Genomic DNA, 25,773 nt, shown 5'->3' on the forward strand with positions numbered 1-25,773 from the left:
AAATGGTTCAATATACAGAAAATCAAACTAAAGCAATTACCCATCGGGGCCATAATATTTTAGTTTCGGCCTCTGCTGGTTCTGGGAAGACGGCGGTTCTAGTCCAACGGGTGATTGAAGCCATTGCCACCATTGATGTGGATCAGCTGCTGATTGTAACTTTTACCGAGTTAGCGGCTAAAGAAATGAAGGATCGGATTCGGGCGGCAGTTGAGACTAAAATTAGCGATTTACAAAACGATGCGGCCCAAAGCGAACAGCTCAATCATTACCGGCGGCAGCTGAATCGGTTAAACTTAGCCAATATCAGTACGATTCACGCCTTTTGCCAAAATATTATTCATAAGTTTTATTATTTAATTAATATTGATCCAGAATTTACGATTTTGGCCGATGCGGCCCAAGCCATGCTGTTAAAGCAAAGCGCCTTTGCGGACTTGCGGGAAGCTTATTACAATCAAGATGATTTAACTTTTTTCCAGCTGACTGAAAATTTTTCTAACGACCGTGATGATGCCGGTTTAGAAGCAGCGGTCTTTAAAATTTATGAGTATATGCAAGCTTTTCCAGACCCAACTGCTTGGCTAAATCAGTTAACTGAAAACTATCAAAACCAACCAGAATTATTAAATATGCCGGTTTATCAAACAACGGTGCTGCCGGAACTGCAACGTGAATTGACGCAATTAGAAAATGATGTGGTGGTATTACAGCAAGATTTTCAAGATCAGCAACTGGAACGTCATGCAGAAGCGGTCGCCACTATACTGCCTAAAATTAAACAGACAGAAGCGGCGTTACAGCTAGGTTATACGGCTTTGCGGACCAATTTAATTGATGTGCCATTAGATGCGCCATTAAAAGTAGGTCAGTGGCCGAGGTTAAAAAAGCCGGAAAAAGAAGCTGGGCATACGACAGCTGAAGTTAATGCTTTAAAGGAAACCGTTGTGGCCGATTTAGATGAAATTGAGGCTTTAAAAGAGGCGTATTTTGGACTGCCTGAGCAAACGTTGCGGATCGTCAATGATCAGTGTCAGACGTTAATTACGAAATTAATCGAAGTGGTCCAAAAATTTGCCACGGCGTATCAGCAGCTTAAACAAGACCGGGGGCTGTTGGATTTTAGTGATCTGGAACATGATGCCCATGCCATTTTGACGACAAAAGACGCAACGGGTCAGTTGCTGGCACAAAATTTTTATCAGCAGAAGTTTAATGAGGTTTTGATTGATGAATATCAAGATATTAATCCGCTGCAAGAGGCTTTATTGCAGTTGGTGGCCAAAACAAAACCAGGCAATCGGTTTATGGTGGGGGATATTAAACAGTCTATTTATGGCTTTAGAATGGCGGAACCAAAGCTGTTTGCTCAAAAATATGTCCAGTATGCGGATCAGCCCGGTTCAGCGGCAGCAGATGAGCGAATTATTTTATCGGATAACTTTCGCTCAAAACAAGCGATTACGAACTTTGTAAACTTTATTTTTGCCCAGATTATGGATACACAACTGGGGGATATTGACTACGATAAAAAGGCTTATTTAAATTTTGGTGCTAAATATTATACCGATGGCGACAATCCGGTGGAAGTGCTGATGGCTCAAGCACCAGAGGATGATTCGGCGGCAGAAAATCAACCGTCAGTGGCACCGATGATTTTAGCGGCTGCCCAACGGATTCAGCAGCTGATTGCGGCCAAGACGTTGATTTATGACGGGGATGCCCCGAATCAGCAGCGGTTATTAACTTATCAAGATATTGCAATTTTAGTCCGGAGTCGCACGTTAAATACGGATATCGTGGATACGTTCAAGCGGGCGGCCATTCCAGTATTGGTTAGTGATACTGAAAATTATTTTAAAACAACTGAATTACAAATCATGCTGTCCTTATTGCAATTAGTGGATAATTTAGATCAAGATATCCCCTTGGTGGCCGTGTTGCGTTCACCAATGTATGCTTTTGATGAAAATGAATTGGGTTTTATTAGAGGCCAGCAGACAGAAAAAAATAAGAGCTTTTATGACTGCCTACAGCTGGTGACCGCCGAAAAATTGACGGATCCTGAAATTTGCCGTGGAGACTTCAGCCAGCGGCTTGTGGCTTTTGACCAAGATATGACCCTTTACCGCGATATTGCCCGGAGTAATCAAATTGCGACGTTGATCTGGACGATTTATGATCGGACGGGATTTTTAGATTATGTAGGCGGTATGCCTTCTGGGCCCCAGCGACAGGCCAATTTAAATGCCTTGTATGATCGGGCCAAACAGTATGAGGAAACCGGCTTTAAAGGCGTGTTTCAATTTGTCCGCTTTATTCAGCAAATGCAAAAGAATAATAAAGATTTAGCACAGCCGAATCTAGCCAGCGAACGGACCAATGCGGTGCAAGTGATAACGATTCATGGCAGTAAAGGCTTAGAATTTCCAGTGGTGATTGGCTTAGGGTTAGAACATGGGTTTAATAAAAAAGATATTTCTAGAAGTTATATTTTAGATCAGAAATTAGGTTTAGGGTTGACTTATTTAACATCAAAGCGCGTTAAAATTCCGACGATTCAAAAAAGCGCCATTGCCCAAGAAGCCACTAAAAAATTACTGTCTGAAGAGTTGCGTCTATTGTATGTCGCTTTAACGCGGGCCAAACAGCGGCTTATTTTAGTGGCCACCTGTCCTAAAAGCGGGGCTGATTCAGAAACTGAGTTATTGGATCAATGGGCTAAAGCTGCCGGGAACCAGTTGGCATTGCCATTAAATACTAAATTAAAAGCCAAAAGTTTTTTGGATTTTGTTGGGCCTGCCTTAGTCCGCGGGGTGAAAAATGGGGCGCTTAAGCCTTATTATCAGCCGGGTTTATTTACGGCGCTGCCCCATGAGGTGGTGGTGACTTTTAAACAACCGACGCCTACATTTACGGCGGCAACAACAGTGACCCAAAATTTACCGAAAACCGTCATTCAAGTTGATCAAGCGTTCACCGACTTAGTCCAGCAGCGCTTTGATTTAGCATATGATAATCTAGCTGCGACTAAAACCACGGCTTATCAAGCTGTTTCAGATATTAAACGGCAATTTGATGATCCAGATCTTGATATATTAATGCCTTTAGCCACGACACCGCCGGAATTAGCTGCGACAACACCGGCGTTAACGACCGCAAATTTACGGGAACCAGAATTTCTAAAGGCCACCAATGCCGTTTCGGCGGCACAAATTGGGACGGCGACCCATTTGGTTTTACAACGACTGCCGTTAGATCAGCCCGTTACAGCCGCCGTGATCACTCAGACGATTGCCGATTTAGAGGCAAAACAACTGCTGACGCCAACGCTGGCTTCAAAAATTAAACCCGCCCAAATTTTAGCTTTTTTCACAGGGTCCGCACTAGGCACAAAAATCAGTGCGCAACCAAAAAATTATCATCGTGAAGTGACCTTTTCCATGGTTTACCCTGCAACTAAATTATTTCCTAAAATTAATTCAAATCACACTAGAAATGTCTTGATTCATGGTATGATTGATGGGTATTATCAAAGCAAGGATGAATTGATTTTAGTGGATTATAAAACCGACCATAAAACAAATCAGGAAATTTTAGAGAACTATCAAGGTCAATTAAACCTTTACGCTTTGGCTTTAACGAAGATGTGCGGCCAAGCCGTTTCAGCAAAATATTTATATTCACTTCAAAATAAAACCTTAATTTTAGTGCCGTAGTTGAATTAAGGCCAATGAAGATTTTTTTAGAATGGTGTCGATTTTTAGATGTCTGACAAACAACCTATATTTTCAGTTGTAGATTTAGAAACAACTGGAACTAAGCGCACAGAAAATCGAATTATCCAATTCGGTTGTGCCCTAATTGAAAAAAATAAAATTGTAAATACGATCGCCCAAGATATTAATCCGCAACAGGCCATTCCTAGAGCAATTACGGATTTGACGGGGATTGATGGTCAGCAGGTCGCTGATGCGCCAACTTTTGCAGAGATTGGCCCGGCGCTGCATGGCATGTTGATGGATACGATTTTTGTCGCCCATAATGTTAATTTTGACTTTCCGTTTTTAAATCAAGCGTTTCAAGATATTGGTTTAGCACCATTAGAAATCAAAGCGATTGATACGGTGGAATTAGCTCAAATTTTATTACCTACAGCTGTGAGCTATAAGCTGCAGGATTTGGCGGCTTTATTATCGATTCAACATGACAATCCCCATCACGCGGACAGCGATGCCTTAGTGACAGCAAAACTCTTTTTAGCATTAAAAAAACGCTTGGAGATGCTGCCTACTTTGACGTTGCAGCATTTAAGCCGGCTCAGCGACTTATTATCCCGGGATACGGGGACGTTTATTCAAGACCTGGCGGTTAAGGTGCCTAAGCAGCCGCTGCCAGATTATTTGCATCGCAATCACGGCTTAGTTTTGCGGTACAAACCCCAAATTCAAGCCCAACCGATCCACCAGCTGCAAAAGTATCCAAAGTCCCCGCAAGCTAAAAAACGTATTCTTCAGCCGGCGTTGACTTATCGCAGTGCCCAGGCTAAGATGATGAATCTCGTTTATGAAAATCTAGGACAAACGAGCAGTCAGCCTTTACTGATTGAAGCAGCAACCGGCAGTGGTAAGACGTTAGGTTATTTACTGCCCAGTTATTATCGGGCGACTAAAGAACACAAAATTGTGATTAGTACGGCCACGACGTTATTGCAAAATCAGCTGTTAGATCAGACGTTACCTTTGTTAGAACAGCTTTTGGATGCTAAAATTCCCGTGGCTTTAGTTAAAAGCAACCAGCATTACTTGAATTTAGAAGTGTATTACCAGTCTTTACAGATGCCATCTTTAAATCGGCCTACCCGTATTTTACAAATGCGCTTATTAGTCTGGCTGACAATGACGAAGACGGGCGATTTGTCGGAGTTACAGTTGACAAATTATGAAAACAGCTATTTACAGCGGGTTAGCCATCATGAGCATGTGCGGCAGTCGGCTTTTGGGATGGATGAATTTGTCCGCCACAATGAACGCCAAGTGGCTCAGGCCAGTATTATTTTGACCAACCATAGTTATTTGTTAAAACATACAAATGATGGGACTTTTGGAACGGCGCCCAGTCTAATTTTAGATGAGGCCGAAGACTTCAGTCATTTCGCCCGTCGAATTAATGGGCATACGAGTCAATTTGAGGCTTTGCAGGAACTGTGCCGCCATTTTGAACATCGAAGGGATGATTTATTAACCGCTGCCAAAGATATTTATCCGGCGTCCGCCCAAATTACAAGGGGCTTTAGTCAGCTGACGGAAATCACCCAAGCCATTGACCAACTGCAGACGGTGTTTTTTGAAAGTTATATTCAAAATAATATTTCAAAATCAAAACGTTCTGAGGCGATTCATGAAATTATTGATTTAACGAATCTGGATTTAGCCACCTATGTTTTTCCTAAAATGACGTTGATTGAAAAATGGCTGCAAAAGGTGGATGTGAACTTTTTACAAGCCATTAATCAACTGGCTAATATGGCCACACATTTTGATCGGCAGACACAAATTTTATTTAATCAAATTTATAGTTTGCTGAATCAGTTAGAAAGCATTTCCACCCAGTTCAGTCAATTTTCAGAGCAGTTTTTAAAACAAGAAAATGTGGGCGTTATTTTAAAGATGCACCAGTATGGTGATTTAAATTCACTGGATTTAAATATTGATATTTTGGACACGGGGCCTATTGCCAGTCGGGTGTTTGATAAATTTCAACATGTGATTTTAACCGGGGCAACTTTAACCTTTAAGCATCGGTTTGATTATTTCATGGCCCATTTGAATCTTAATAAGGCCGAAGTTCAGACCTTTAAATTACCTAGTCCGTTTGATTATGCCAAACAATCCCGGTTAATTACAGTGGCCAATGCCCCAGATGTTCGGGTGACCACACCGGAGTATTTTGCGGATTATATCAGTGGGGTAATTGATCAAATTGCCCAGACAAATCCGGGACAAATTTTAGTGCTGTTTAATTCTTTAGAGATGATTAAATTGGTGTATTATGCGCTAAAAGATTCTGCCAGCGGCCATCAAAAAGAAGTTTTAGCCCAAGGCATCACCGGCAGTAATGAAAAAATCTTAAAGCGTTTTTCTTTGAGCCAGCAGGCCATTTTATTAGGGTCCAATAGCTTTTTAACCGGGGTAGACTTACCGGGCGAGCAGTTAAGACTGTTGATTTTAACCCGGCTACCTTTTGAATCCCCCAGCCAGCCAGAAGTGCGATTACGCTATAATTGGCTGGAAGCTCAAGGCAAGCGGCCGTTTAAGAGTGAAGCTTTGCCAAAAGCCGCTTTTAAATTAAAACAAGGGTTTGGCCGATTGATTCGAAACGAAACCGATCAAGGGGTGATGTTAGTCTTAGATACCCGCTTGACCAACACCAGCTATGGCCGGCAGATTTTACAAACTTTACCAAAACAAGTTGAAAATCAAAGCCTGCCTTTAAATGAAGCCATGAGGATAATTGAGAATTTCTTGAAAAAATAAGGGCGTTATTTGGTATAATAAGATGTTATGTTTTAAAGGAGAAATTTGTTCATGGGCGAAAGAGTCAAACATTGGTTGTATGCGGGCATTGTCGTGGTTTTATTGAGCACGATTTACATTATTTATCATGTCGGTGTCGCGCCTTATAAAGACAATCAGGCACAGGCGATCAAAATTGCCAAGCAGCACGCAGATTTAAAGACCCCCCAAACCTTTTATTTGTATAACCGTAACGGCCAAAACTGGACGGTGGGGGGGCTAGACAAAAAGAACCATAAAATTTTTGTGATTATTAATTCGAATAATAAGAATATTGTGATTTTAGATCAAAGTGCGGGGATTTCACAGCAAAAAGCGGTGAATAAAGTCATCGCCCGCTATGATCCAAAGCAGATTCATAATGTTGCTTTGGGACTTTATCACAAAAAACCGGTTTGGGAAGTGACTTTTCAAAACAAAAATCATACAATTGGATATGAAACCATTGATTTCAAAACCGGACATGTTGTTCAAAATATTAATAATTTATAATGGATCATTTTAGGAGGAATCGATATGCGTTTTTCAAAGAATGTGACCAAAGTACAACCTTCAGCAACGTTAGCTTTAAATGCCAAGGCATCAGAAATGAAAACTTTAGGCTTGGATGTTGTCGATTTATCTGCTGGGCAACCAGATTTTGAAACACCAGAAAATATTGAAGCAGCGGCTATTAAAGCCATTAAGGCAGGAAAAGTCAGCGGTTATACGGCCGCAACGGGCTTACCTGAATTAAAAAAAGCAATTATTGACCGGGTTAAAGTAGACTACGGCGTCACGTATAAGCCTTCTGAAGTTGTTGTAACGACGGGGGCAAAATTTGCGCTTTACACGGCACTACAAGTTTTGTTAAACCAAGGCGACGAAGTTTTAATCCCCATCCCAGGTTGGGTTAGCTATACGGAACAAGTGCGTTTAGCAGGTGGTGTACCGGTTTCTGTGGCTAGTTTAGCCGGTGATTACAAAGTAACGGTGGATGAATTAGAAGCGGCTCGGACAGATAAAACAAAGCTGATTATTTTAAATTCACCACAAAATCCAACTGGGGTTATTTACAGCCGAGAAGACTTAACCCAAATTGGAAACTGGGCAGTTAAAAACGATATCATCATTATTTCTGATGACATTTACAATCACCTTGTTTATAACGGACATCAATTCCATGCTTTGATTGATATTTCTGAAGCGATCCGCAAGCAAACAATTTTAATCCATGGGTTATCTAAGAGTTATTCTATGACCGGCTGGCGGGTTGGTTATGCTTTAGGGGATGAACGCATTACAAAAGTTATGGGGATTTTGATTGGACATGCCACGGGTAATCCAACGGCCGTGAGTCAATATGCGGCGATTGAAGCGTTAACTGGGCCACAGGAATCTGTTGAAGTTATGCGACGATCTTTTGAAGAACGGTTAAATACCGTTTATCCATTACTTAAAAATATCCCTGGCTTTGAACTTAAAGAAAAACCAGCAGGGGCATTTTACTTATTTATTAACGTTAAAAATGCGGTCTTGAATTCAGGCTTTACAACGACTGAAGCGTTTTGTGAAGCGTTATTAGAACAAAAATATGTTGCCGTTGTGCCGGGTCGATCTTTTGGCATGCCGGATTATATTCGGATTAGCTATGCGGCAAGTATGGCACAATTAAAAGAAGGTATTATCCGAATCCAAGACTTTGTTAACGGCAAAGCAAACGATTAATTTTAAATTTGAGGAGTTTTATGATGGCCACACAGATCAATATTATCGATGCAAAAAACTATGTAGATCAAGAAGTCAAGATTGGGGTATGGCTCACCGACAAACGTTCCAGCGGTAAGATTGCCTTCTTGCAGTTACGAGATGGAACGGCCTTTTTCCAAGGAGTCGTTGTTAAAAGTAATGTTTCTGAAGACACATTTGCGATGGCAAAACATTTACGCCAAGAAAGTAGTTTCTGGATTACTGGGGTGATTCATGAAGACAGCCGGTCTCACTTTGGCTATGAAATTGAAGTCAGTGACATTGAACTTGTGGGTGAAAGTGAAGATTACCCAATTACGCCTAAAGATCATGGGATTGAATTTTTATTAGATAATCGGCATATTTGGCTGCGTTCCCGTCGCCCTTATGCGATCATGCAGATTCGTAATGAAATGATCCAAGCCACTTATCGTTTCTTTGGTCAAGAAGGTTTCTTGAAATTTGATCCGCCAATTTTAACAGGGAGTGCACCAGAAGGGACAACAGAATTATTCCATATTGAGTATTTTGATACGGATGCTTACTTATCCCAAAGTGGTCAGCTCTATGAAGAAGCCGGCGCTTTAGCGTTTGATAAAGTCTTTTCATTTGGCCCAACATTTAGAGCTGAAAAGTCTAAAACAAGACGGCATTTAACTGAATTTTGGATGATTGAACCAGAAATGGCTTTCATGCATCAAGAAGAAAGCTTAAAAATCCAAGAACGTTATATTGCCTATTTAGTCCAGTCTGTTTTAGATCATTGTGACTATGCTTTGAAACTATTGGATCGGGATCCGGAAGTTTTGAAGAAATATACAAAGACTCCTTATCCTCGAATTTCTTATGATGAAGCGGTTAAAATGTTGCAAGAGGCGGACTTTGATGTGAAATGGGGGGATGATTTTGGTTCTCCTGAAGAAACTTACATTTCAGACCAATTTGAACAACCGGTCTTTATTTTAAATTATCCAAAGGCCATCAAACCTTTTTATATGAAACCACATCCAACAAGAGATGATGTTTATATTTGTGCAGATTTATTAGCACCAGAAGGTTACGGTGAAATCATCGGCGGTTCTGAAAGAGAAACGGACTATGATCAACTTAAAGCAAGTATTGAAAATGCCGGCTTAGACGTAAATGCTTATGAATGGTACTTAGATTTACGTAAATATGGCTCTGTACCCCATTCTGGGTTTGGTCTTGGTTTGGAACGGGCAATTACTTGGATTTGTCATTTGGATCATTTACGTGAAGCGATTCCATTCCCACGGATGATCAACCGGATTCAACCATAGGTAGCAAGTAGATTATTAGAATTAATGACGGGCTGGGGCAAAACGTTTTGTTTTGTACCAGCTTTGTTTTTTGCAGCCAGTTAAGGGGGGTGACAAGATGGATGATTTTTCTGAACAGTTGGTTAATGGTGGTTATACCACTTTACCAAATCTGTTGCTCCAGCATTTTAAAGATTTAAATATGACCGGGGATGAGTTTACTTTATATTTAGCTTTGACGAGTTTTAAGCAGCAAGGCATTGATTTCCCCAGTGCCCAGCAATTAGGGACGATGTTAGGCTTATCTGAAGAACAGGTTTTTCAAGAACTCCATCAGTTAATTGAAAAAAAACTAATTGCGATTCAGACAACGGCAGCCACAGCCCAGCAACGGCAGCAGGATCGGTATGATTTACAGCCGGTGTACAGTCGCTTGCAACTAATTTTAAAGCAGGCAGCGGCCGAGGATAAACAAAATCAGCGCCAGGCGGCCCAACAAGATTTATTTAAACAAATTGAAGTGGAATTTGGGCGGATGCTGTCGCCAATTGAGATTGAAACAGTGAATGCTTGGCTGAAACAAGATCATTATAATACCGAATTAATTGAACTCGCTTTACGGGAAGCGGTTTTGAATCAAGTTTATTCGTTAAAATATATGGATCGGATTTTGTTGTCTTGGGAAAAGAAAAATATTACGTCTAAAGCACAAGTTCAGCGGGAAAAAGATTTACGGAATCAATATTAATTTAAACGAGGGGGTACGTTTATGCTTTCAAAAGAAAAAACGATCTGGGCGGTGCATCAGATGATGTTGGAATTTCCAGAAGCCATGGGGGCGTTGCATTCAGATACACCGTTTCATTTATTGATCGCGGTGATGTTAAGTGCTCAAGCAACCGATGTTTCTGTTAATAAGGTGACACCTAAGTTATTTGCTCGTTTTCCAGAGCCTAAAGATTTAGCGGCCGCTGAGATTCCCGAAATTGAAGCTTATATTCGTTCTATTGGGCTTTACCACAATAAAGCCAAACATTTAAAAGCCTGTGCCCAAAAGATTTTGAGTGATTTTGACGGGGTGGTACCGAATAACCGGGCGGGGTTGGTCTCATTACCTGGGGTTGGCCGTAAGACGGCGAATGTGGTTTTAGGGGATGCCTTTAATGTTCCGGCTTTTGCGGTGGACACCCATGTTCAACGTATTGCCAAACGGCTGCAGATTGTGAAGCAGTCTGCTTCGGTCGTTGAAGTGGAACAAGTAATGACCAAGCGGCTGCCTGAAAACGAATGGGTTAAAAGTCATCATACGTTAATCTTTTTTGGCCGTTATCAATGTATGGCCCGTAATCCTAAATGCCCAACGTGTCCTTTATTAGAAATTTGTGCGGAAGGGCAAAAGCGGACGAAAAAGACCGCTGAATAAATTGATCGAGTTAACATAACATTTCGTTGTGGCAGCTCTTTTAACAATTAAGCCGCTTAAGTCAGAGGCTACTTTTAAGTAAGTGACCTAGGACTTAGGGGGCTATTTGTATTCAAAAATTTTAAGCCAATAAAAAATAGCCCTATGTCAAGTAAAAAGTGACCTAGGACTATGAATAAGCAGGTTAAACCGTTAGTTTAGCCCTTACGGTGATTGGGCTTGGTTCTGATTGGTATTTGGCGTACCTGTTGTATTACCGCCAGTGGTGTTATTGGACGGCTGATTTTGTGAGGTGCTGCCATCGGTGGTGCCACTATTATTGCCGCCGGTAGTATTGTCAGACGTATTTTGATTATTTTGTTCTGACTGACCAGGGGTGGTGGTGCTGGCAGAAGAACTAGATGCGGCACTATTTTCATCGGTGGTGCCATTTACAGAACTTGTATCCGCTTCTTCGTCTGTTTCATCATAAGTTGTGGTATGGTGTTGCCGGGTACTGCTGCTTGAACTGCTGGTCGCTGCCCGAGCGGTAGGTTGGTGGCCTTTAACAAATAGTTCTAAAGTAGAGTTGGTTGTAGCTGTGGTAATCGTCGCCGGATTAGAACCGGTGAGAATTCTTTCGGAAACAACACTGCTAGGTTTTGACCAGTCGCTACTATTGCTGGAATTGGCAATTTGCGACATGATCTTTTGATACAAGTAAACCGGAATTTGCTGTTCACTGTAAGACAAACCGCTCTTTTGCGGCTGATCATAACCAACCCAAACGGCCATACTGTATTGTTTCGTGTAACCAGCAAACCAAGCATCTTTAGCTGTTCCAGAAAGGGCGGTATTACTGGCAATTTCATCACTGGAATATTGGACAGTCCCGGTTTTACCGGCTTGCGCAATCCCTGAAATCTTAGCATTTTTACCAGTACCGTCTGTAATCACGTCTTTTAAAACATCGGTGATCATATAAGCAGTGGATTTTTTCATGGCCTGATTGGCTTCGCTTTGATAATTATGTTCCATACCGTCAGCGGTTTTAATTTGGGTGACATAAATCGGCTTTTGATAAGTACCGCTGTTGGCAAAGGCGCCGTAAGCACTGGCAATTTGCAGCGTAGACACATCTGCGCCAATCCCAATACTTAAGCCGGCATCATTAGGGACGGTGATGCCTAAATTTTTAGCAAAGGTACTGGATTTGGTTAAGCCCACAGTACTGAGTGTTCGCACCGCCGGGATGTTTCGAGAATTCGCCAAGGCTTTGCGTAATGTAATGGTACCTTGGTATTTATTATCCCAATCCATTAAAGCAATATCCGTCCCTGGATAAGTGTAGGCGGTATCTTCCAGCAAGTGATAAGTGGACCAATTTAAATAATCAATCGCTGGGCCATAATCTAAAACTGGTTTAATGGTAGAACCGCTGCTTCGAGTGGTTTGAGTCGCCCGATTCAAGCCTAAAAGGACTTTGCCTTGTTTACGGCCCCCGACCATGGCGATGATATTACCGGTTTTTGGTTCAACAATGGTAGCGGCAGCTTGCATCTCGTCATCAGGGAATAGGCTGTTGCTGTCCCCGTTTAAAGTGTCATAAAGTTCTTTTTGTACATCTAAATGTAACGTTGTTTTGATTTTTAGATTGTCTCGGTAAGGATCATAGCCTTGCGCTTTGACCTCATTGATCACTTCTTTAATGAAGTTATCGGCCACATAGCGGTTATTATTTTCTTGGTTTAAATCGCGTTTAGAGACTAAACCATCAGAGATCGGTGTATTAATCGCTGCAGTCGCTTCACTTTGACTGATTTTGTCATTGGCTAACATGGCATTAATGACTTGATCCCGCCGTTGTTTGGCGGCTTCTGGGTGAGCGTAAGGGTCATAAGTGTTTGGTGCTTGCGGCAAGCCGGCAATTAAAGCCGCCTGGGCTAAGGTCAGCTGCTTAGGCTTTTTATTAAAGTAATAGTCACTGGCAGTGCCCATGCCATAAACCCCATTGGCTAAATAAACTTTATTCATATAAAACTCTAAGATTTGCTGTTTAGAGTAATTACGCTCGACATTAAACGTCAAATAAGCTTCTTGGATTTTACGCTTAAAAGTTTGATCTGATTTTTTAGTTGAAAAAACAGAGAGTTTAACGAGTTGTTGGGTTAAAGTACTGCCGCCTTGAACAGGGGCATTAGGGTGGGTGATGTTATAAACGGCTGCTTTGACAATGCGCACGGGATTGATCCCCAGCGGTTCTTGATAAAAGCGCCGATCTTCAATAGAGACGACGGCCTCTTTTAAAGTGGTTGAAAAAGTATCACTGGTTGTATACGCTCGATTTTCATCCCCTAAGCTGGCCACTTCATTGCCTTGATAATCAAGAATTACTGAAGAACCGCCATTTTGCAGTTTATTTTGGGTCAAACTAGGGGCTTGTCGGCCAATGAGTAAAAAGGCAATTTCACCGACTAAAATTAAACCTAAAATCGTAATCAGAATTGTTCTAAACCAATGTCTTTTTTTACCCTTGGGTGTTTTAGAACGCTTAGCACTCACGATGATTCTCCTTTGATGTTGTAATTAATTGATCCACGGCCGTTAAATACGGTAAGATAGGTTGTATGCTGTATTGAATCTCAAAGCCGTTTGTTTCAAATTCCGTTAAAGGTATCGACTTAGGCCCCTGTTGGCTTTGCTGCCAATATTGGATAAGTTTTGTGGCAGGGTATAAAAAAATACGCTTTGGGGTGACAAATTTAGTGATCACAAAGCAAATACCTTGTTGCGTTAAACAACGCTTGAAATGATCAATTTGATGCTGATGAAAATTTTTGAGGGGAAAAGATTGTTTATTTTTGGTTTCCTTTGCCTCAAAATCTAAATAGTACCCACGATAAACCCCGTTATAATCTGTCGTGGAAGGTTGTCTAAAATAAGCTTCCTTAATGATCGCTTGGGCGCGTTTTGGATAATCTACTTTGACAATTTGAATCGGGGTTGGTTTTTTGTAGACCACGGCTTGTTGTGTTTGGCGATAATACACATTACTGGCATTAATTTCATCTTCAAGTGCCATGCCCCGCTGACCAAAGACCGCTTGATTATGATGCTTTTGTTTCAAATGCTGGGTCAGTTGGTCCGTTTCAGGCTTATAATAATGCCCGTTAGGATATTTAATCAAAAAAATCACACTCCAGTTGCTCTATTATAACAAAAATAATTCAAGAACAACTTGATTTTATGCTTTTGTCATCAAAATTTGATATTTATTGAAGAAAGTGAGACTTAAATGAAAAATTTATGGTTAACCGGGTATCGTAGTTATGAATTAAATATTTTTGACGATCAGGATCCAAAACTCAAAATTATCAAGTATGCTTTAAAATCTCAGCTTTTGGCCGCATTGGATCAAGGTCTAGATTGGGTGATCACCGGTGGTCAATTAGGGGTTGAGCAATGGGGCATCCAAGTGGTTAAGGCCCTTAAAACGACTTATCCAGAATTACGAGTGGCGGCAATGTTGCCGTTTCAAGATTTTGGTAGTCAGTGGAATGAAAAAAATCAAAGCCAATTGGCTCAAATAGTATCATTGGCTGATTTTTCAAAAACCGTCAGCCCCCAACCCTACAAAAATCCCCAACAGTTAAAACAATACCAGCAGTTTATGTTGGCTCATACCGATGGGGCGTTATTAGTTTATGATCCGGAACAGCCGGGGAAGCCTAAATTTGATTATGAGGTTATTAAACGTCATCAAGAAAATCAAGATTATGACTTGACTTTGATCGATATGTATACTTTAGAGGACATAAGTCAAGATTGGCAAGAAAACCTATTGTAAATTGGTTTTCCTTCAATAATTTTTTTGGTATACTAGGTGAGAACAGTGTTTTTATAATAAAACTGAGGTGTTAAATACTATGGATGATAGAAGAGATATGCCCAATAATCGTCCGCAACAAAATATAAATCTACAGCCAAAGGATATCTTGGAAAAAGATTTTAAACAAAAGATGCGCGGATACGATCAGGCTGAAGTTGATGAATTTTTGGACGATGTCATTAAAGACTATGAAACTTTTAATACCCAGCTGCAGCAGTTATCTCAAGAAAATGCACGTTTAATTTCTCGTGTGGATGAGTTAACCAAACAAGCAGCAGCCGGTGGTGGCCCAGGGATGGCGCCAAATGCTGGCGGTTCTAACAATACCGCTGCTGGGAGCAGCAGTTCAACGTATGATATTTTGAAACGTCTTTCAAATCTTGAAAGACGTGTCTTTGGTCAGAGCCAAGGCCAAAGTCAGCCAAGAGAACAAGCCAATACGGCTGGCTCACGCCATAATGAATTTAATGGTATGGGGCAGCCAAATGCTGGGGCGCCTTTGAACAACAATACAATCAGCGGCCGGGCTAATGCGGCACAGTATCAAAATAATGTGAATGCGGCTGATGGTCAGCCAAGAACAAATAGCTATCAAGCACCGGCCAATGCGGGGATGAACCGCGGGGCTAATGCAGGGATGCCACAAGCACCAGCTAATCCGAATAATATGAACGTGAATAATATGCCACAAAATAATATTCCAAACAGTAATATTACGGATGCTCGACCAAATAATAATCGAAATTATCAAAACTATAATAATAATCGTTTTGATCGCAACGATCCAGATCCACGTTACCAAAATAATAATACAAATCGTTACAATAATCCTAATAATGATTTGAATCGTTTTTAATAGTATGCTAAAATAATAAATCGTAGATCTTGAGTGATTGCGGCTTATGTATGTAAGCTGAGGAAAGTCCATGCCCGCACAAGCTGAGATGCTTGTAGTGTTCGTGCTTGGCCCAATAAGCCAAGGCAGTTTATACTGACGGCAGTGGATTTAGCTAAGGCCCTTGTGGCTATGCTAAATCGCTTGAAAGTGCCACAGTGACGTAGCCGCTATAGAAATATAGCGGGTGGAACGAGGTAAACCCCACGAGCGAGTAACCCAAACTTTTGGTAGGGGCGTCTTACAAACGGAAATGAACAACTTGTAAGAGCTATTTAAGCAGATAGATGATCACTGAAGGAAAAGTGCCCAGCTTTTCTGGAACAGAACATGGCTTATAGAGATTTGCACGGGAAAAGAGGTCTCAGTACCTCTTTTTATTTTGGTTAAAATTAAGTATATTATAGATATAAAGATCGTTACAATAAAGGAGAACTCATGGAATATCAATTAATGGCAACGATGGCTTCTGGTTTTGAAGCTGTGACTGCACGAGAATTAAAAGATTTAGGCTACGAAACAGAAACAGAAAATGGACGGGTCCTTTTTAAAGGAGATCAGGCCGACATTGTCCGGACAAATTTGTGGCTGCGCTCCGCAGACCGAATTAAAATTATTTTAAAAGAATTCAAAGCCCTTAGTTTTGAAGATCTATTTCAAAATGTCAAAGCAGTGCCGTTTGAAGATTATTTACCAATGGATGCTCGTTTCCCAGTAACTGGTCGATCTGTTCGTTCAAAGCTGCATTCTGAGCCAGATATTCAGGCAGTGACTAAAAAAGCGATTGTGGAACGTTTATCAGAATTTTATCATCGCCGGACCCGCTTTCCAGAAACCGGGCATTTATTTGCTTTAGATATGAATATTACCAAAGATAAAGCACGATTAACGCTGGATACAACAGGGGATAGTTTATTCAAACGAGGCTATCGAGTTGAAGCCGGTGGGGCGCCAATGAAAGAAAATATGGCTGCAGCGTTAATTCTATTAACGACTTGGCATGCCAATCAGCCATTTGTAGATCCAATGACTGGTTCGGGGACATTACCAATTGAAGCGGCGTTAATTGCTAAAAATATTGCACCAGGTTTAAAACGAAATTTCAGTTTTGAAGCCTTTGATTGGTTTGACACAGAACTTGTGGTGCAAGCACGGCAAAAGGCAGAATCAGAAATTCAAAAAGTAGCATTGAATATTACAGGCTACGATATCAACGAAAACATGATCGACATCGCCAAATTAAACGCTAACAATGCCGGCGTACTCCATGATATTACCTTTAAACAATTGGCGGTTAAAGATTTCAAAACAACCGATAAAGATGGGGTTATTATTGTCAATCCACCATACGGTCAACGATTAAGCACTCAAAAAGAAGTTCGACGTATTTACCAAGAAATGGGCGAAGCGTTCCGACCTTTGACCGATTGGAGTAAATATATTTTAACTTCTGATTTAAAATTTGAAAGTGCCTATGGTCAAAAGGCAACAAAACGGCGTAAACTTTATAATGGTGCACTAAGGGCTGATTATTTCCAATATTGGGCCCAAAGACATTAAACTTTTATTAAATGGGGGTATTTTATGTCAAAAACATTATTGGCCTTAAAACCATTTAGACCAGATCAGTTGACCCAGTTAGCAACACAATATCCAACATTAACGGTGATTACACCAGAAACTTTAAAACCAAGTGATGTGGATACCATCAATATTCTTTACGGCTATCGGCAAGGCACTAAGCGTCATTCGGACTTACTCAATCAATTATTAGCCTCAGATAGTAGTCAACTGCAATGGATTCAGTCTTTATCAGCTGGCGTGGATTCACTGCCTTTTGAAGCACTGGCAGCCAAACATATTTTAGTCACCACCGCCAGTGGGACCCATGAAAATTCGATTGCCCAAAATGTGCTGGGCTATTTACTGTACTTTGAACGTGGTCTACAGCAAGCCATTCAAGCACAAGCGCAACGGCATTATGGCATTGATACGACTAAAGTTTCAAATTTGGATGATAAAACGATTTTAATCTTTGGCACAGGGCATGTTGGCCAAAAAATTGCCCAAATTGCGGCTGCTTTTGGCATGCATGTTTTAGGTGTGAGTCACTCTGGCCGTCCTAAAGCGGGCTTTGAAACTATTGCCACAGATCAAGATTATCAACCGCTTTTAGCAAAAGCTGATTATTTAGTGAATATCATGCCTTTAACGGCAGAAACAACGCATTTTTTTGACAAGGCCTTCTTTGATCAGTTAACGACGCAACCGCTCTTTGTGAATGTTGGTCGGGGGCCTTCTGTGGATGAAACGGCTTTAATTTCAGCTTTGGATAAGGTCCAAATCAAAGCAGCGGCATTAGATGTTTTTGAGACAGAACCACTGCCATTAGAATCTCCCTTATGGAATTACCCTAACGTTTTGATAACGCCGCATACATCCGGCTATGTGGCTCATTTTAAAAAAGCCTTTTTCAAAATATTTGAACCAAATTTGGCTCAATTTATGAAGGATGGCACTTTAATCCGGAATCAAGTTGATTTGAGTCGGCGTTATTAAACGATAAACATTGCTAAAATAAATGAGACTAGGTCAAAGGAAAGTTAGCCTTCCTTTAACCTAGTCTCATTTTTAGTTTTTAGAATCGGTGCTTTATTGAGCCAATAATTCGATAATCTCAGCTTTAGGAATACCATTAAAGAATCGATTGGTGTCAATATCTGCTAAAGCTTCGTTTAAGTGGGGCCGATCATAGACCGTGCCTTTTAAGATGTCGGCTAATTGTGCCGCATCTTCTGGACCGAAGAAGTCGCCATAAAATTTGATATTATGAATTTTACCATTTTCAACTAATAAGCGGGCATCAATTGTCCCAAAATCAAAATGTTGCCGTTTTTTAAGGGTGAATTCTGGAGATTTGCCATAAACCCAATCCCAATTGTTATAATATTTATCAAAAATCTTCTTGATTTCTTGTTCATCCTCGGGGGTTACGATATATTCTTGGTCTTGAATATCGGCTAATTTATCAGCACCGAATAATCTTAACAATAGAATTTCGCGGAAGCCTTCAGTTGTTAAATTCTGATATTCTGGTTTTAAATAAGGTCGAACATTGGTAACCCGGCTGCGAATAGATTTAATACCTTTAGATTTTATTTTATCTTCAGGTACATTTAGCGCTTTTGTTAAAACGTCTAGATCCACATCGTAAGATAGGGTACCATGGCTAAATGTTTTACCATTACGGGTGTACATCGCATTACCAGAGAATTTTTTACCGTCTACTAACAGATCGTTACGGCCGCTGACTTCGGCACTGGTTGCGCCCATATCATGCAAAGCATCAACAATCGGCTGCGTGAATGATTTAAAATCACCAAAAGATTCATCATCTGCGTTGACTACAAAACTAAAACAAAGATTGCCTAAGTCTTGATAGACAGCACCGCCACCGGAAAGTCGCCGAGTGACGGTGATATTATTGTCTTCAACGTACTTTTGATTAATTTCTTCAAATGTATTTTGATTGCGACCAACAATAATACAAGGACCTTCTATATAAAATAATAATAAGGGTTCATTAAATTCCTTATTGTTCATTAAAAACTGTTCTGTTGCTAAATTCTGACGAATATCATTAGATTTCATAATTACATAACGCACTAAAAAAACCTCCTTTATGTATTCTAAGCATAGTATATAATGTAATTGATTAAAATAAAAACATTTTCGAAAATTAATTCAATTGAAAAAATGTTTTCTAAAAACTATCATTGAGGTTGAGGTGTTTATTTTGAAAAAAGAAAAAGAAGCACGTAAAGAAGCAATTATTGATATGGTTGAATTTTTGATTAAATATGGCAATCAGAAATTACCAACTCAAAAAGATCTTGTGAAGACAATTTATCAAACGGCACATCGTAGTTTAGATGAATTAGATATTTTGTTCCAAGATAACGGCTATGGCCGCAATGAGAATTTTTTAGATGTCGCTAAGGGCTTTTTGGTAGATTATTATGGTTTGGCACCAGAAGCGACTGAGGAAAAAGCGGTTGCTCTGGGGCAAGAAGCCATTAGTTACTTAGGAAAGCATTTAGATGATTTTATAAAATGGGAAAGATAGCAAAAAAAACAGTTCGTTCAGAATTAATTTTGAACGGGCTGTTTTTTGCGAATCTTACTGTATATATTAAGTTAGAAATCAGATTAGGCTCAAAACTAGTTTCGCCTTTTTAATCAAAGCTCTTCCAATCACGGGCCCAAATCATCGCCATGGTCCCTTGACCGACATGCACCCCGATGACCGGACCGATGATACTCTTATCTACGGTGATTTGCGGGAAGCTGGCTTGTAGATCATCTACCCAAGCTTGCTGGGTTTCTTTGTCTGCGGCATCAAAAACGGTTAGTCGGATAGGATAGTCCGCATTAGCGATGGCTTGGCCAAAGCTATTTTTGATATGCTCATAAGCGCGCTTAGCTTGGCGTTCTTTAGCAATTGCTGAAATTTTACCTTCAGCTTGAATATCCATTGATAAAATTGGCTTTATTTTTAAGAGACCGCCAATAAAACTAGAGGCATTGCTCAAACGGCCAGTCCGCTTCAAGTGGCTGAGATCATCAACCATGAAATAAACACCCATGGTAGATTTTTCCACGTCTAAGGCTTCAATAATTTCCTCAGGGGTCTTATTGGCTTCGGCCAATTTACCGGCTAACAAGGCCATATCTGCCAATCCGGCACAAGTAATTTTAGAGTCGTAGGCATAGACATTAATATTTTCAACGCTCTTAGCGTAAACGGCTAAATTCGTTACAAACGAACTAATGCCACTGGATAATAAAATACAAATGACATTGTCATAGCCTTCCTCAGCAAGGCGATCAAAGTTAGCTTGCATTTCGCCCATGGAAGGGGTAGAAGTCGTTGGTAGATTTTCGGCCGTTTTTAATCGGGTGTAAAACTCATCAACTGAAATGTTTTTGTTATCGTAATAAGTTTCATCTTCCCAAATTAGAGGAATGGATACTACAGTAATATCATACGCCGCAATTTGTTCAGGTGTTAAATAGGCTGTACTGTCCGTTAAAATAGCTGTTTTCATTTTTTACACTCCAATAGAACTTTTTATTATCTATATTGTAGCCTATCTGCTATTTAAAATAAATGAAAAAAATAGTTTACTTACAAAAAGTAAGATGATAAGATGGTTTTAAGTCATAATTTAAAAATAAAAAAGGTGGTTTAAATATGTCATCACAATATTTAGATTTAATTCGTAATCGTCGAACAATTTATGCTTTAGGCAAGAATATTTCCCAAACACCAGATGAAATTGTAACGCTTGTTGAACAAGCTGTTGAACATGCGCCATCTGCTTTTAATAATCAAACTTCTCGGGTTGTATTCTTATTTAATGAACACCATGATAAATTATGGGATTTAACAGCTGATCGCCTGCATACAGTTGTTCCAGACGAAAAAGCTTTTGAAAATACAAAAAACAAACTAATGAGTTTCAAAGCTGGTTTCGGGACAATTTTGTACTTTACAGACACTGAAATTGTCAAAAACTTTGAAAACCAATTTCCACTTTATGCGGAGAATTTTGCGGATTGGGCAGAACAAAATCAAGGGAGTACCCAATTTAATGTTTGGACAACGTTGGCTAATGAAAATATCGGGGCTAGTTTGCAGCATTATAATCCGTTAATTGACACAGCCGTTAAACAAGCCTTCAATATTCCTGATCAATGGCAGTTGCGGGCTGAAATGCCATTTGGCTCAATTGAAAATCCAGCAGGAGACAAGGATTTCATGGCTAAAACTGATCGGTTCAAAGTTTTTAAATAATTTTAAGTTGAGGGCCTGATTTTCAGTTACTGAGAATCAGGTTTTTTTATTTTTTGCAACGCTTGAATGGCCAAATGGTGCGCACCGCTATTTTGACTTTCAGCAACCCATTGATTTAAAACTAAGTCAAATTTAGCTTGCAGTGCCAGCAATTGCGCTAAATATGTGCTGTAACTTTTACTATAGCGTTTATTTAAACTATCAATTAAAATGCGACTATCAGATTGAAAGGCGACAATTTCGTGGGTTTGATTTGTTTGACTCAAGTATTCAAAAGCCCAAATAGCCGCCGCAAATTCGGCTTCATGATTATTGAGCTGTCCTAAATTTGCGGTAAGCTGCAATTGCTGGTGATCTTGAACAATTAAAATGCCCGCTGTTGCCGGACCGGGATTACCCCGAACGGCCGCATCAGTGTTTAAATGAATCATGATGTTTCAAACCTTTCAGATCAAAATTTTCTTTTTTTATGATACTTTCATGGTAACATATGGAGTGGAGGTTTTTTTATGACAGGTCAATTCAAGATACATATTTATTTAGCGCAGCAAAATCAAATTATTTATTGGTGCTTCACGTTAATTGCGCTTTTTGTCGGTTTTATTTTACAGCTTGAAGCCTTAACGTTTAATATCTTTGCTATTTTGTGCTGGTTGATTGCCGCTTTGTTGTGTTTATATGCCTTTTTTGGACAAACATTAGTGGTGGATACTGAAAAAAATGAACTTATTTTTAAAAGGCTATTACTCAAGTCTAAACACATTGCTTTAGATAATATTAAGGAAATTAGAACTTATAAATATAATGTTCGGATTATGATTGCAAATCCTAAATATATCCGGTATGATTTTTTGGTTTTCAAAAAAAGACGAAGTATATTAATAGATACTTTTAAAAAGAATCATGTTAAAATATTAACCATGGAAAATAATTTTCATTAATTTTTACAAAATCAGGAGGGTTTTAATGAAATCTGATATTGAAATTGCGCAAGAGGTTGAACATACCACCATGGCACCGATTGATCAAATCGCTGCTAAAATGAACTTAACCGCAGATGATCTTGAAAATTATGGTAAATACAAAGCAAAATTAACATTTGAAGCAATTCAAGAAATTAAACAGCGGCCACAAGGCAAATTAGTTTTAGTGACGTCGATTAACCCAACACCTGCGGGAGAGGGTAAATCTACAGTTAGTGTGGGCTTAGCAGATGCTTTGAATCGGATAGGCACAAAGGCAGTCATCGCTTTACGTGAACCTTCATTGGGCCCAGTGATGGGTATGAAAGGCGGCGCAACTGGCGGTGGTAAAGCACAGCTTATTCCAATGGAAGATATTAATTTACATTTCACTGGGGATATGCACGCTTTGACAACGGCCAATGATACTCTGGCCGCCTTGATCGACAATCATATTCAACAAGGTAACGAATTAAATATTGATCCAAGACGCGTTACTTGGAAACGGGTATTAGACATTAATGATCGGTCCCTGCGGCAAGTTGTCACGGGCTTAGGCGGCGTTACTTCTGGCGTACCAAGACAAGCTGGTTTTGACATCACAGTTGCCAGTGAACTAATGGCTATTTTGTGTTTGGCTGAAAATATTACTGACTTAAAAAAACGCATTGCAAAAATTACAATCGGCTACACCTACACCAAAAAACCAATTACCGTCGCTGACCTAAAAGTACAAGGTGCCATTACGATGCTTTTAAGAGATGCCTTAAAACCTAATCTTGTCCAAACCCTTGAAAAAACACCTGCTTTTGTTCATGGGGGGCCATTTGCCAATATCGCCCATGGCTGCAATAGCGTCTTAGCGACTAAGATGGCGTTAGGCCTAGGTGACGTTGCGATCACTGAGGCTGGTTTTGGTGCGGATCTTGGTGGTGAAAAATTCATGGATATCGCTGCGCCTAATATTGGCCATACACCGGATGCGACGGTGATCGTTGCGACGATTCGGGCTTTAAAATATAATGGTGGCGTCGCCGTCAAAGATTTAACCACCGAAAATTTAGCCGCTTTAGAAGCTGGTTTTGGTAACTTAAAGAAACATATCCAGAATATGAAGCGTTATAACGTGCCTGTTGTGGTGGCGATCAATGCTTTTATCACAGATACACCCGCTGAAATCAAGCTACTTCAAAAACTTTGCCAAGATTTCGGTGTTGCTGCAATTAATACTGAAATTTGGGAAAAAGGCAGTGCTGGTGGGGAAGCTTTAGCAAAAGCTGTTAATGAAGCATTAGCGCAACCCGCTGATTTTCAGCCTTTATATGATAAAACAGAACCCGTAACAACTAAAATTGAAAAAATTGTGCAAACTATTTATGGTGGTAAATCCGTTATTTTCTCTGCAAAGGCGAAAAAAGATTTAAAAACGATCGCTGAAAACGATTGGAATGATTTGGCAATTTGCATGGCCAAAACCCAATATTCATTAACCGATGATCAGCATGTTTTAGGCGCGCCGACAGATTTTTCAATTCATGTTCGCGAAATTATTCCTAAAACTGGTTCTGGCTTTTTAGTGGTCCTGACCGGCAATGTTTTGACGATGCCAGGCTTACCGAAAAAACCGGCCGCGTTGAATATGGATGTGGATGAAAACGGCGTAATTTCAGGATTATTCTAATTTAAATAAATGAGGTAAACGTTATGTTGGTTTTGTGGTTGGCAATCGCTGGGGTGGCGGTCCTTTTAGATCAGCTTGTTAAACATTGGATTGTGGCCAATCTTGTGGTTGGTCAAACACAGGCTTTGATGCCGAAATTGATGGATTTATTATACGTTCGTAATTATGGGGCGGCTTGGAGTATTTTACAGGGGAAAACATGGTTCTTTTACATCGTCACCACGATTGCGACGATTGTCATTTTGTATTTGCTCATTAGAAAAAAAGAAGTGCATCCGCTATTTAAAATCAGTCTCAGTCTGCTGCTAGGCGGCGCCTTAGGTAATTTAATTGATCGGATTCATCTAGGCTATGTTGTGGACATGTTCCAATTAAAATTCATCAATTTCCCAATTTTTAATGTCGCTGATACATTTGTTACAATAGGGGTTATTCTATTGTTTATTGATCTAATCTTTTTGGATAAGGAGTCTATTTAGTGTCTAAGAAATTAAGTTATACTGTTACCGAAAATGGTGGTCGCTTAGATAAAGTCTTAAGCGCCGCCTTCCCAGAATTTACCCGCTCCAAAATCCAAAATTGGATCAAAAACGATGCGGTCATGGCCAATGATCAACCGATTAAAGCAAACTATAAAGTAAAGCTAGGGGATCAGATTACCATTACTGTACCAGAGCCCAAGCCACTGACAGCACAACCAGAAAATATACCGTTGACTATTGTTTATGAAGATGACGATGTTATTGTGGTTAATAAACCCCAAGGCATGGTTGTTCATCCATCTGTAGGTCATGAAGCACATACGTTAGTCAACGCCTTGTTATACCATACAACTTTCTCAGATATTAATGATCAAATTCGGCCGGGGATTGTTCATCGCATTGACAAAGATACCTCCGGCTTATTAATGGTCGCCAAAAACGAATTAGCCATGCAGTCTTTATCAGCACAGCTGAAAGCTAAAACTAATGAACGGGTTTATTTAGCACTGGTTCATGGCATTGTTAAAGCCGATAAAGGGACCATTGATGCACCTATTGGTCGAGATCCTAAGAATCGGCAACGGCAAGCAATTGTTGCTGATGGCCGCCATGCAGTGACGCACTTTGAAGTGCTGCAGCGTTTTTATAATTCTAATTTTACGTTTATCAAATGTATTTTAGAAACGGGCCGCACCCATCAAATTAGAGTACACTTACGCTACATCGGCCATCCCATTGCAGGTGATCCGGTCTATGGCCCTAAAAAAACATTAGCTGGTAACGGTCAATTTTTGCACGCAGCTGTTTTAGGCTTCACGCAGCCACGTACTGGTGAAGTCTTACATTTTGAGGCACCACTACCGCCAATTTTTGAGAAAACACTGGCCCAATTACAAAAAAACAATTGACATCTAACAGATTTTTCGGTATAGTTATGGCAATCAAATAGAAACACCTTTAATTTAGTCCCGTGAGGCTAAGAAGGTCTGCGAAGGCACTGCGTGTGCACAAAATAAAGCAAT

General features: G+C 40.1%; 21 protein-coding genes, 1 other RNA gene and 1 pseudogene. 18 read left to right on the forward strand and 5 right to left on the reverse strand.

The features are described from left to right. Positions 1-2: 2 nt before the first annotated feature. From addA to nth, 7 genes are all read left to right on the forward strand, one after another. A complete protein-coding gene (gene addA / locus EKM93_RS08145) occupies positions 3-3,719 on the forward strand; it encodes a helicase-exonuclease AddAB subunit AddA (RefSeq protein WP_125714813.1) in 3,717 nt (1,238 codons plus the stop codon). Positions 3,720-3,767: 48 nt separating this feature from the next. Further along, positions 3,768-6,536 (forward strand): helicase C-terminal domain-containing protein, encoded by a 2,769-nt coding sequence (locus tag EKM93_RS08150; protein WP_125714815.1) that lies wholly within the window; start codon positions 3,768-3,770, stop codon positions 6,534-6,536. 51 nt (positions 6,537-6,587) lie between these two features. Continuing rightward, positions 6,588-7,067 carry a cell wall elongation regulator TseB-like domain-containing protein gene (locus tag EKM93_RS08155; RefSeq protein WP_125714817.1) on the forward strand — a complete coding sequence of 160 codons (480 nt, stop codon included), beginning with the start codon at positions 6,588-6,590 and terminating at the stop codon, positions 7,065-7,067. Positions 7,068-7,091: 24 nt separating this feature from the next. Continuing rightward, positions 7,092-8,282, forward strand: coding sequence for a pyridoxal phosphate-dependent aminotransferase (locus EKM93_RS08160; protein ID WP_125714819.1), 1,191 nt, complete (start codon positions 7,092-7,094; stop codon positions 8,280-8,282). Positions 8,283-8,305: 23 nt separating this feature from the next. Beyond that, entirely contained in the window at positions 8,306-9,604 is a 1,299-nt protein-coding gene (asnS, locus tag EKM93_RS08165) for an asparagine--tRNA ligase (protein WP_125714917.1), read from the forward strand. Between the two features lie 97 nt (positions 9,605-9,701). Next, entirely contained in the window at positions 9,702-10,331 is a 630-nt protein-coding gene (locus EKM93_RS08170; protein ID WP_125714821.1) for a DnaD domain protein, read from the forward strand. Between the two features lie 21 nt (positions 10,332-10,352). Further along, positions 10,353-11,006, forward strand: coding sequence for an endonuclease III (gene nth, locus EKM93_RS08175; protein WP_125714823.1), 654 nt, complete (start codon positions 10,353-10,355; stop codon positions 11,004-11,006). A gap of 204 nt (positions 11,007-11,210) precedes the next feature. Here the strand turns inward: nth and EKM93_RS08180 are convergent, their stop codons facing one another. Further along, positions 11,211-13,547, reverse strand: a complete 2,337-nt coding sequence (locus tag EKM93_RS08180) for a transglycosylase domain-containing protein (RefSeq protein ID WP_164507034.1) — start codon at positions 13,545-13,547, stop codon at positions 11,211-11,213. Next, a complete protein-coding gene (gene recU, locus EKM93_RS08185; RefSeq protein WP_318530793.1) occupies positions 13,537-14,172 on the reverse strand; it encodes a Holliday junction resolvase RecU in 636 nt (211 codons plus the stop codon). The genes EKM93_RS08180 and recU overlap by 11 nt, the downstream gene beginning before the upstream one ends. 108 nt (positions 14,173-14,280) lie before the next feature. On the opposite strand from recU, the gene EKM93_RS08190 reads away from it, so the two are divergent. The 5 genes and pseudogenes from EKM93_RS08190 (at position 14,281) to EKM93_RS08210 (ending at position 18,328) form a co-directional block, all read left to right on the forward strand. Further along, the gene (locus EKM93_RS08190) at positions 14,281-14,832 is read left to right on the forward strand and encodes a DUF1273 domain-containing protein (protein WP_125714827.1); all 552 of its coding nucleotides are present in this window, start codon (positions 14,281-14,283) and stop codon (positions 14,830-14,832) included. Positions 14,833-14,929: 97 nt separating this feature from the next. After that, a pseudogene (gene gpsB, locus EKM93_RS13640) lies at positions 14,930-15,274 on the forward strand (cell division regulator GpsB); the annotation flags it as partial. A gap of 481 nt (positions 15,275-15,755) precedes the next feature. After that, positions 15,756-16,112, forward strand: an RNA gene (gene rnpB / locus EKM93_RS08200) — RNase P RNA component class B. A 95-nt stretch (positions 16,113-16,207) separates the two neighbouring features. Further along, positions 16,208-17,329: a THUMP domain-containing class I SAM-dependent RNA methyltransferase gene (locus tag EKM93_RS08205; RefSeq protein ID WP_125714829.1), complete on the forward strand. Its 1,122-nt coding sequence runs from the start codon at positions 16,208-16,210 to the stop codon at positions 17,327-17,329. A gap of 24 nt (positions 17,330-17,353) precedes the next feature. Then, positions 17,354-18,328: an NAD(P)-dependent oxidoreductase gene (locus tag EKM93_RS08210; RefSeq protein ID WP_125714830.1), complete on the forward strand. Its 975-nt coding sequence runs from the start codon at positions 17,354-17,356 to the stop codon at positions 18,326-18,328. A gap of 93 nt (positions 18,329-18,421) precedes the next feature. Here EKM93_RS08210 and EKM93_RS08215 read toward each other — a convergent pair whose 3' ends face one another. Beyond that, a complete protein-coding gene (locus EKM93_RS08215) occupies positions 18,422-19,435 on the reverse strand; it encodes a lipoate--protein ligase (protein WP_125714832.1) in 1,014 nt (337 codons plus the stop codon). Positions 19,436-19,565: 130 nt separating this feature from the next. On the opposite strand from EKM93_RS08215, the gene EKM93_RS08220 reads away from it, so the two are divergent. Next, complete coding sequence (locus EKM93_RS08220) at positions 19,566-19,895, forward strand: hypothetical protein (protein WP_125714834.1); 330 nt, start codon at positions 19,566-19,568, stop codon at positions 19,893-19,895. A gap of 109 nt (positions 19,896-20,004) precedes the next feature. Here the strand turns inward: EKM93_RS08220 and EKM93_RS08225 are convergent, their stop codons facing one another. Continuing rightward, positions 20,005-20,877, reverse strand: a complete 873-nt coding sequence (locus tag EKM93_RS08225) for a DegV family protein (RefSeq protein WP_125714836.1) — start codon at positions 20,875-20,877, stop codon at positions 20,005-20,007. A 146-nt stretch (positions 20,878-21,023) separates the two neighbouring features. On the opposite strand from EKM93_RS08225, the gene EKM93_RS08230 reads away from it, so the two are divergent. After that, positions 21,024-21,626: a nitroreductase family protein gene (locus EKM93_RS08230; protein WP_125714838.1), complete on the forward strand. Its 603-nt coding sequence runs from the start codon at positions 21,024-21,026 to the stop codon at positions 21,624-21,626. A gap of 26 nt (positions 21,627-21,652) precedes the next feature. Here the strand turns inward: EKM93_RS08230 and EKM93_RS08235 are convergent, their stop codons facing one another. After that, complete coding sequence (locus tag EKM93_RS08235) at positions 21,653-22,057, reverse strand: ribonuclease HI family protein (protein ID WP_125714840.1); 405 nt, start codon at positions 22,055-22,057, stop codon at positions 21,653-21,655. Positions 22,058-22,135: 78 nt separating this feature from the next. Here EKM93_RS08235 and EKM93_RS08240 point away from each other — a divergent pair, with 78 nt between their 5' ends. The 4 genes from EKM93_RS08240 to EKM93_RS08255 are packed head-to-tail and all read left to right on the forward strand — an operon-like array spanning position 22,136 to position 25,659. Beyond that, positions 22,136-22,567, forward strand: a complete 432-nt coding sequence (locus tag EKM93_RS08240; RefSeq protein WP_125714842.1) for an EbsA family protein — start codon at positions 22,136-22,138, stop codon at positions 22,565-22,567. Between the two features lie 25 nt (positions 22,568-22,592). After that, entirely contained in the window at positions 22,593-24,269 is a 1,677-nt protein-coding gene (locus EKM93_RS08245) for a formate--tetrahydrofolate ligase (RefSeq protein WP_125714844.1), read from the forward strand. Positions 24,270-24,292: 23 nt separating this feature from the next. Beyond that, a complete protein-coding gene (gene lspA / locus EKM93_RS08250) occupies positions 24,293-24,748 on the forward strand; it encodes a signal peptidase II (protein ID WP_125714846.1) in 456 nt (151 codons plus the stop codon). Next, entirely contained in the window at positions 24,748-25,659 is a 912-nt protein-coding gene (locus EKM93_RS08255) for an RluA family pseudouridine synthase (protein WP_125714848.1), read from the forward strand. Before lspA ends, EKM93_RS08255 begins: the two co-directional genes overlap by 1 nt. Positions 25,660-25,773 lie beyond the last annotated feature (114 nt).

The organism is Agrilactobacillus yilanensis (assembly GCF_003946725.1).
Classification (GTDB): domain Bacteria; phylum Bacillota; class Bacilli; order Lactobacillales; family Lactobacillaceae; genus Agrilactobacillus; species Agrilactobacillus yilanensis.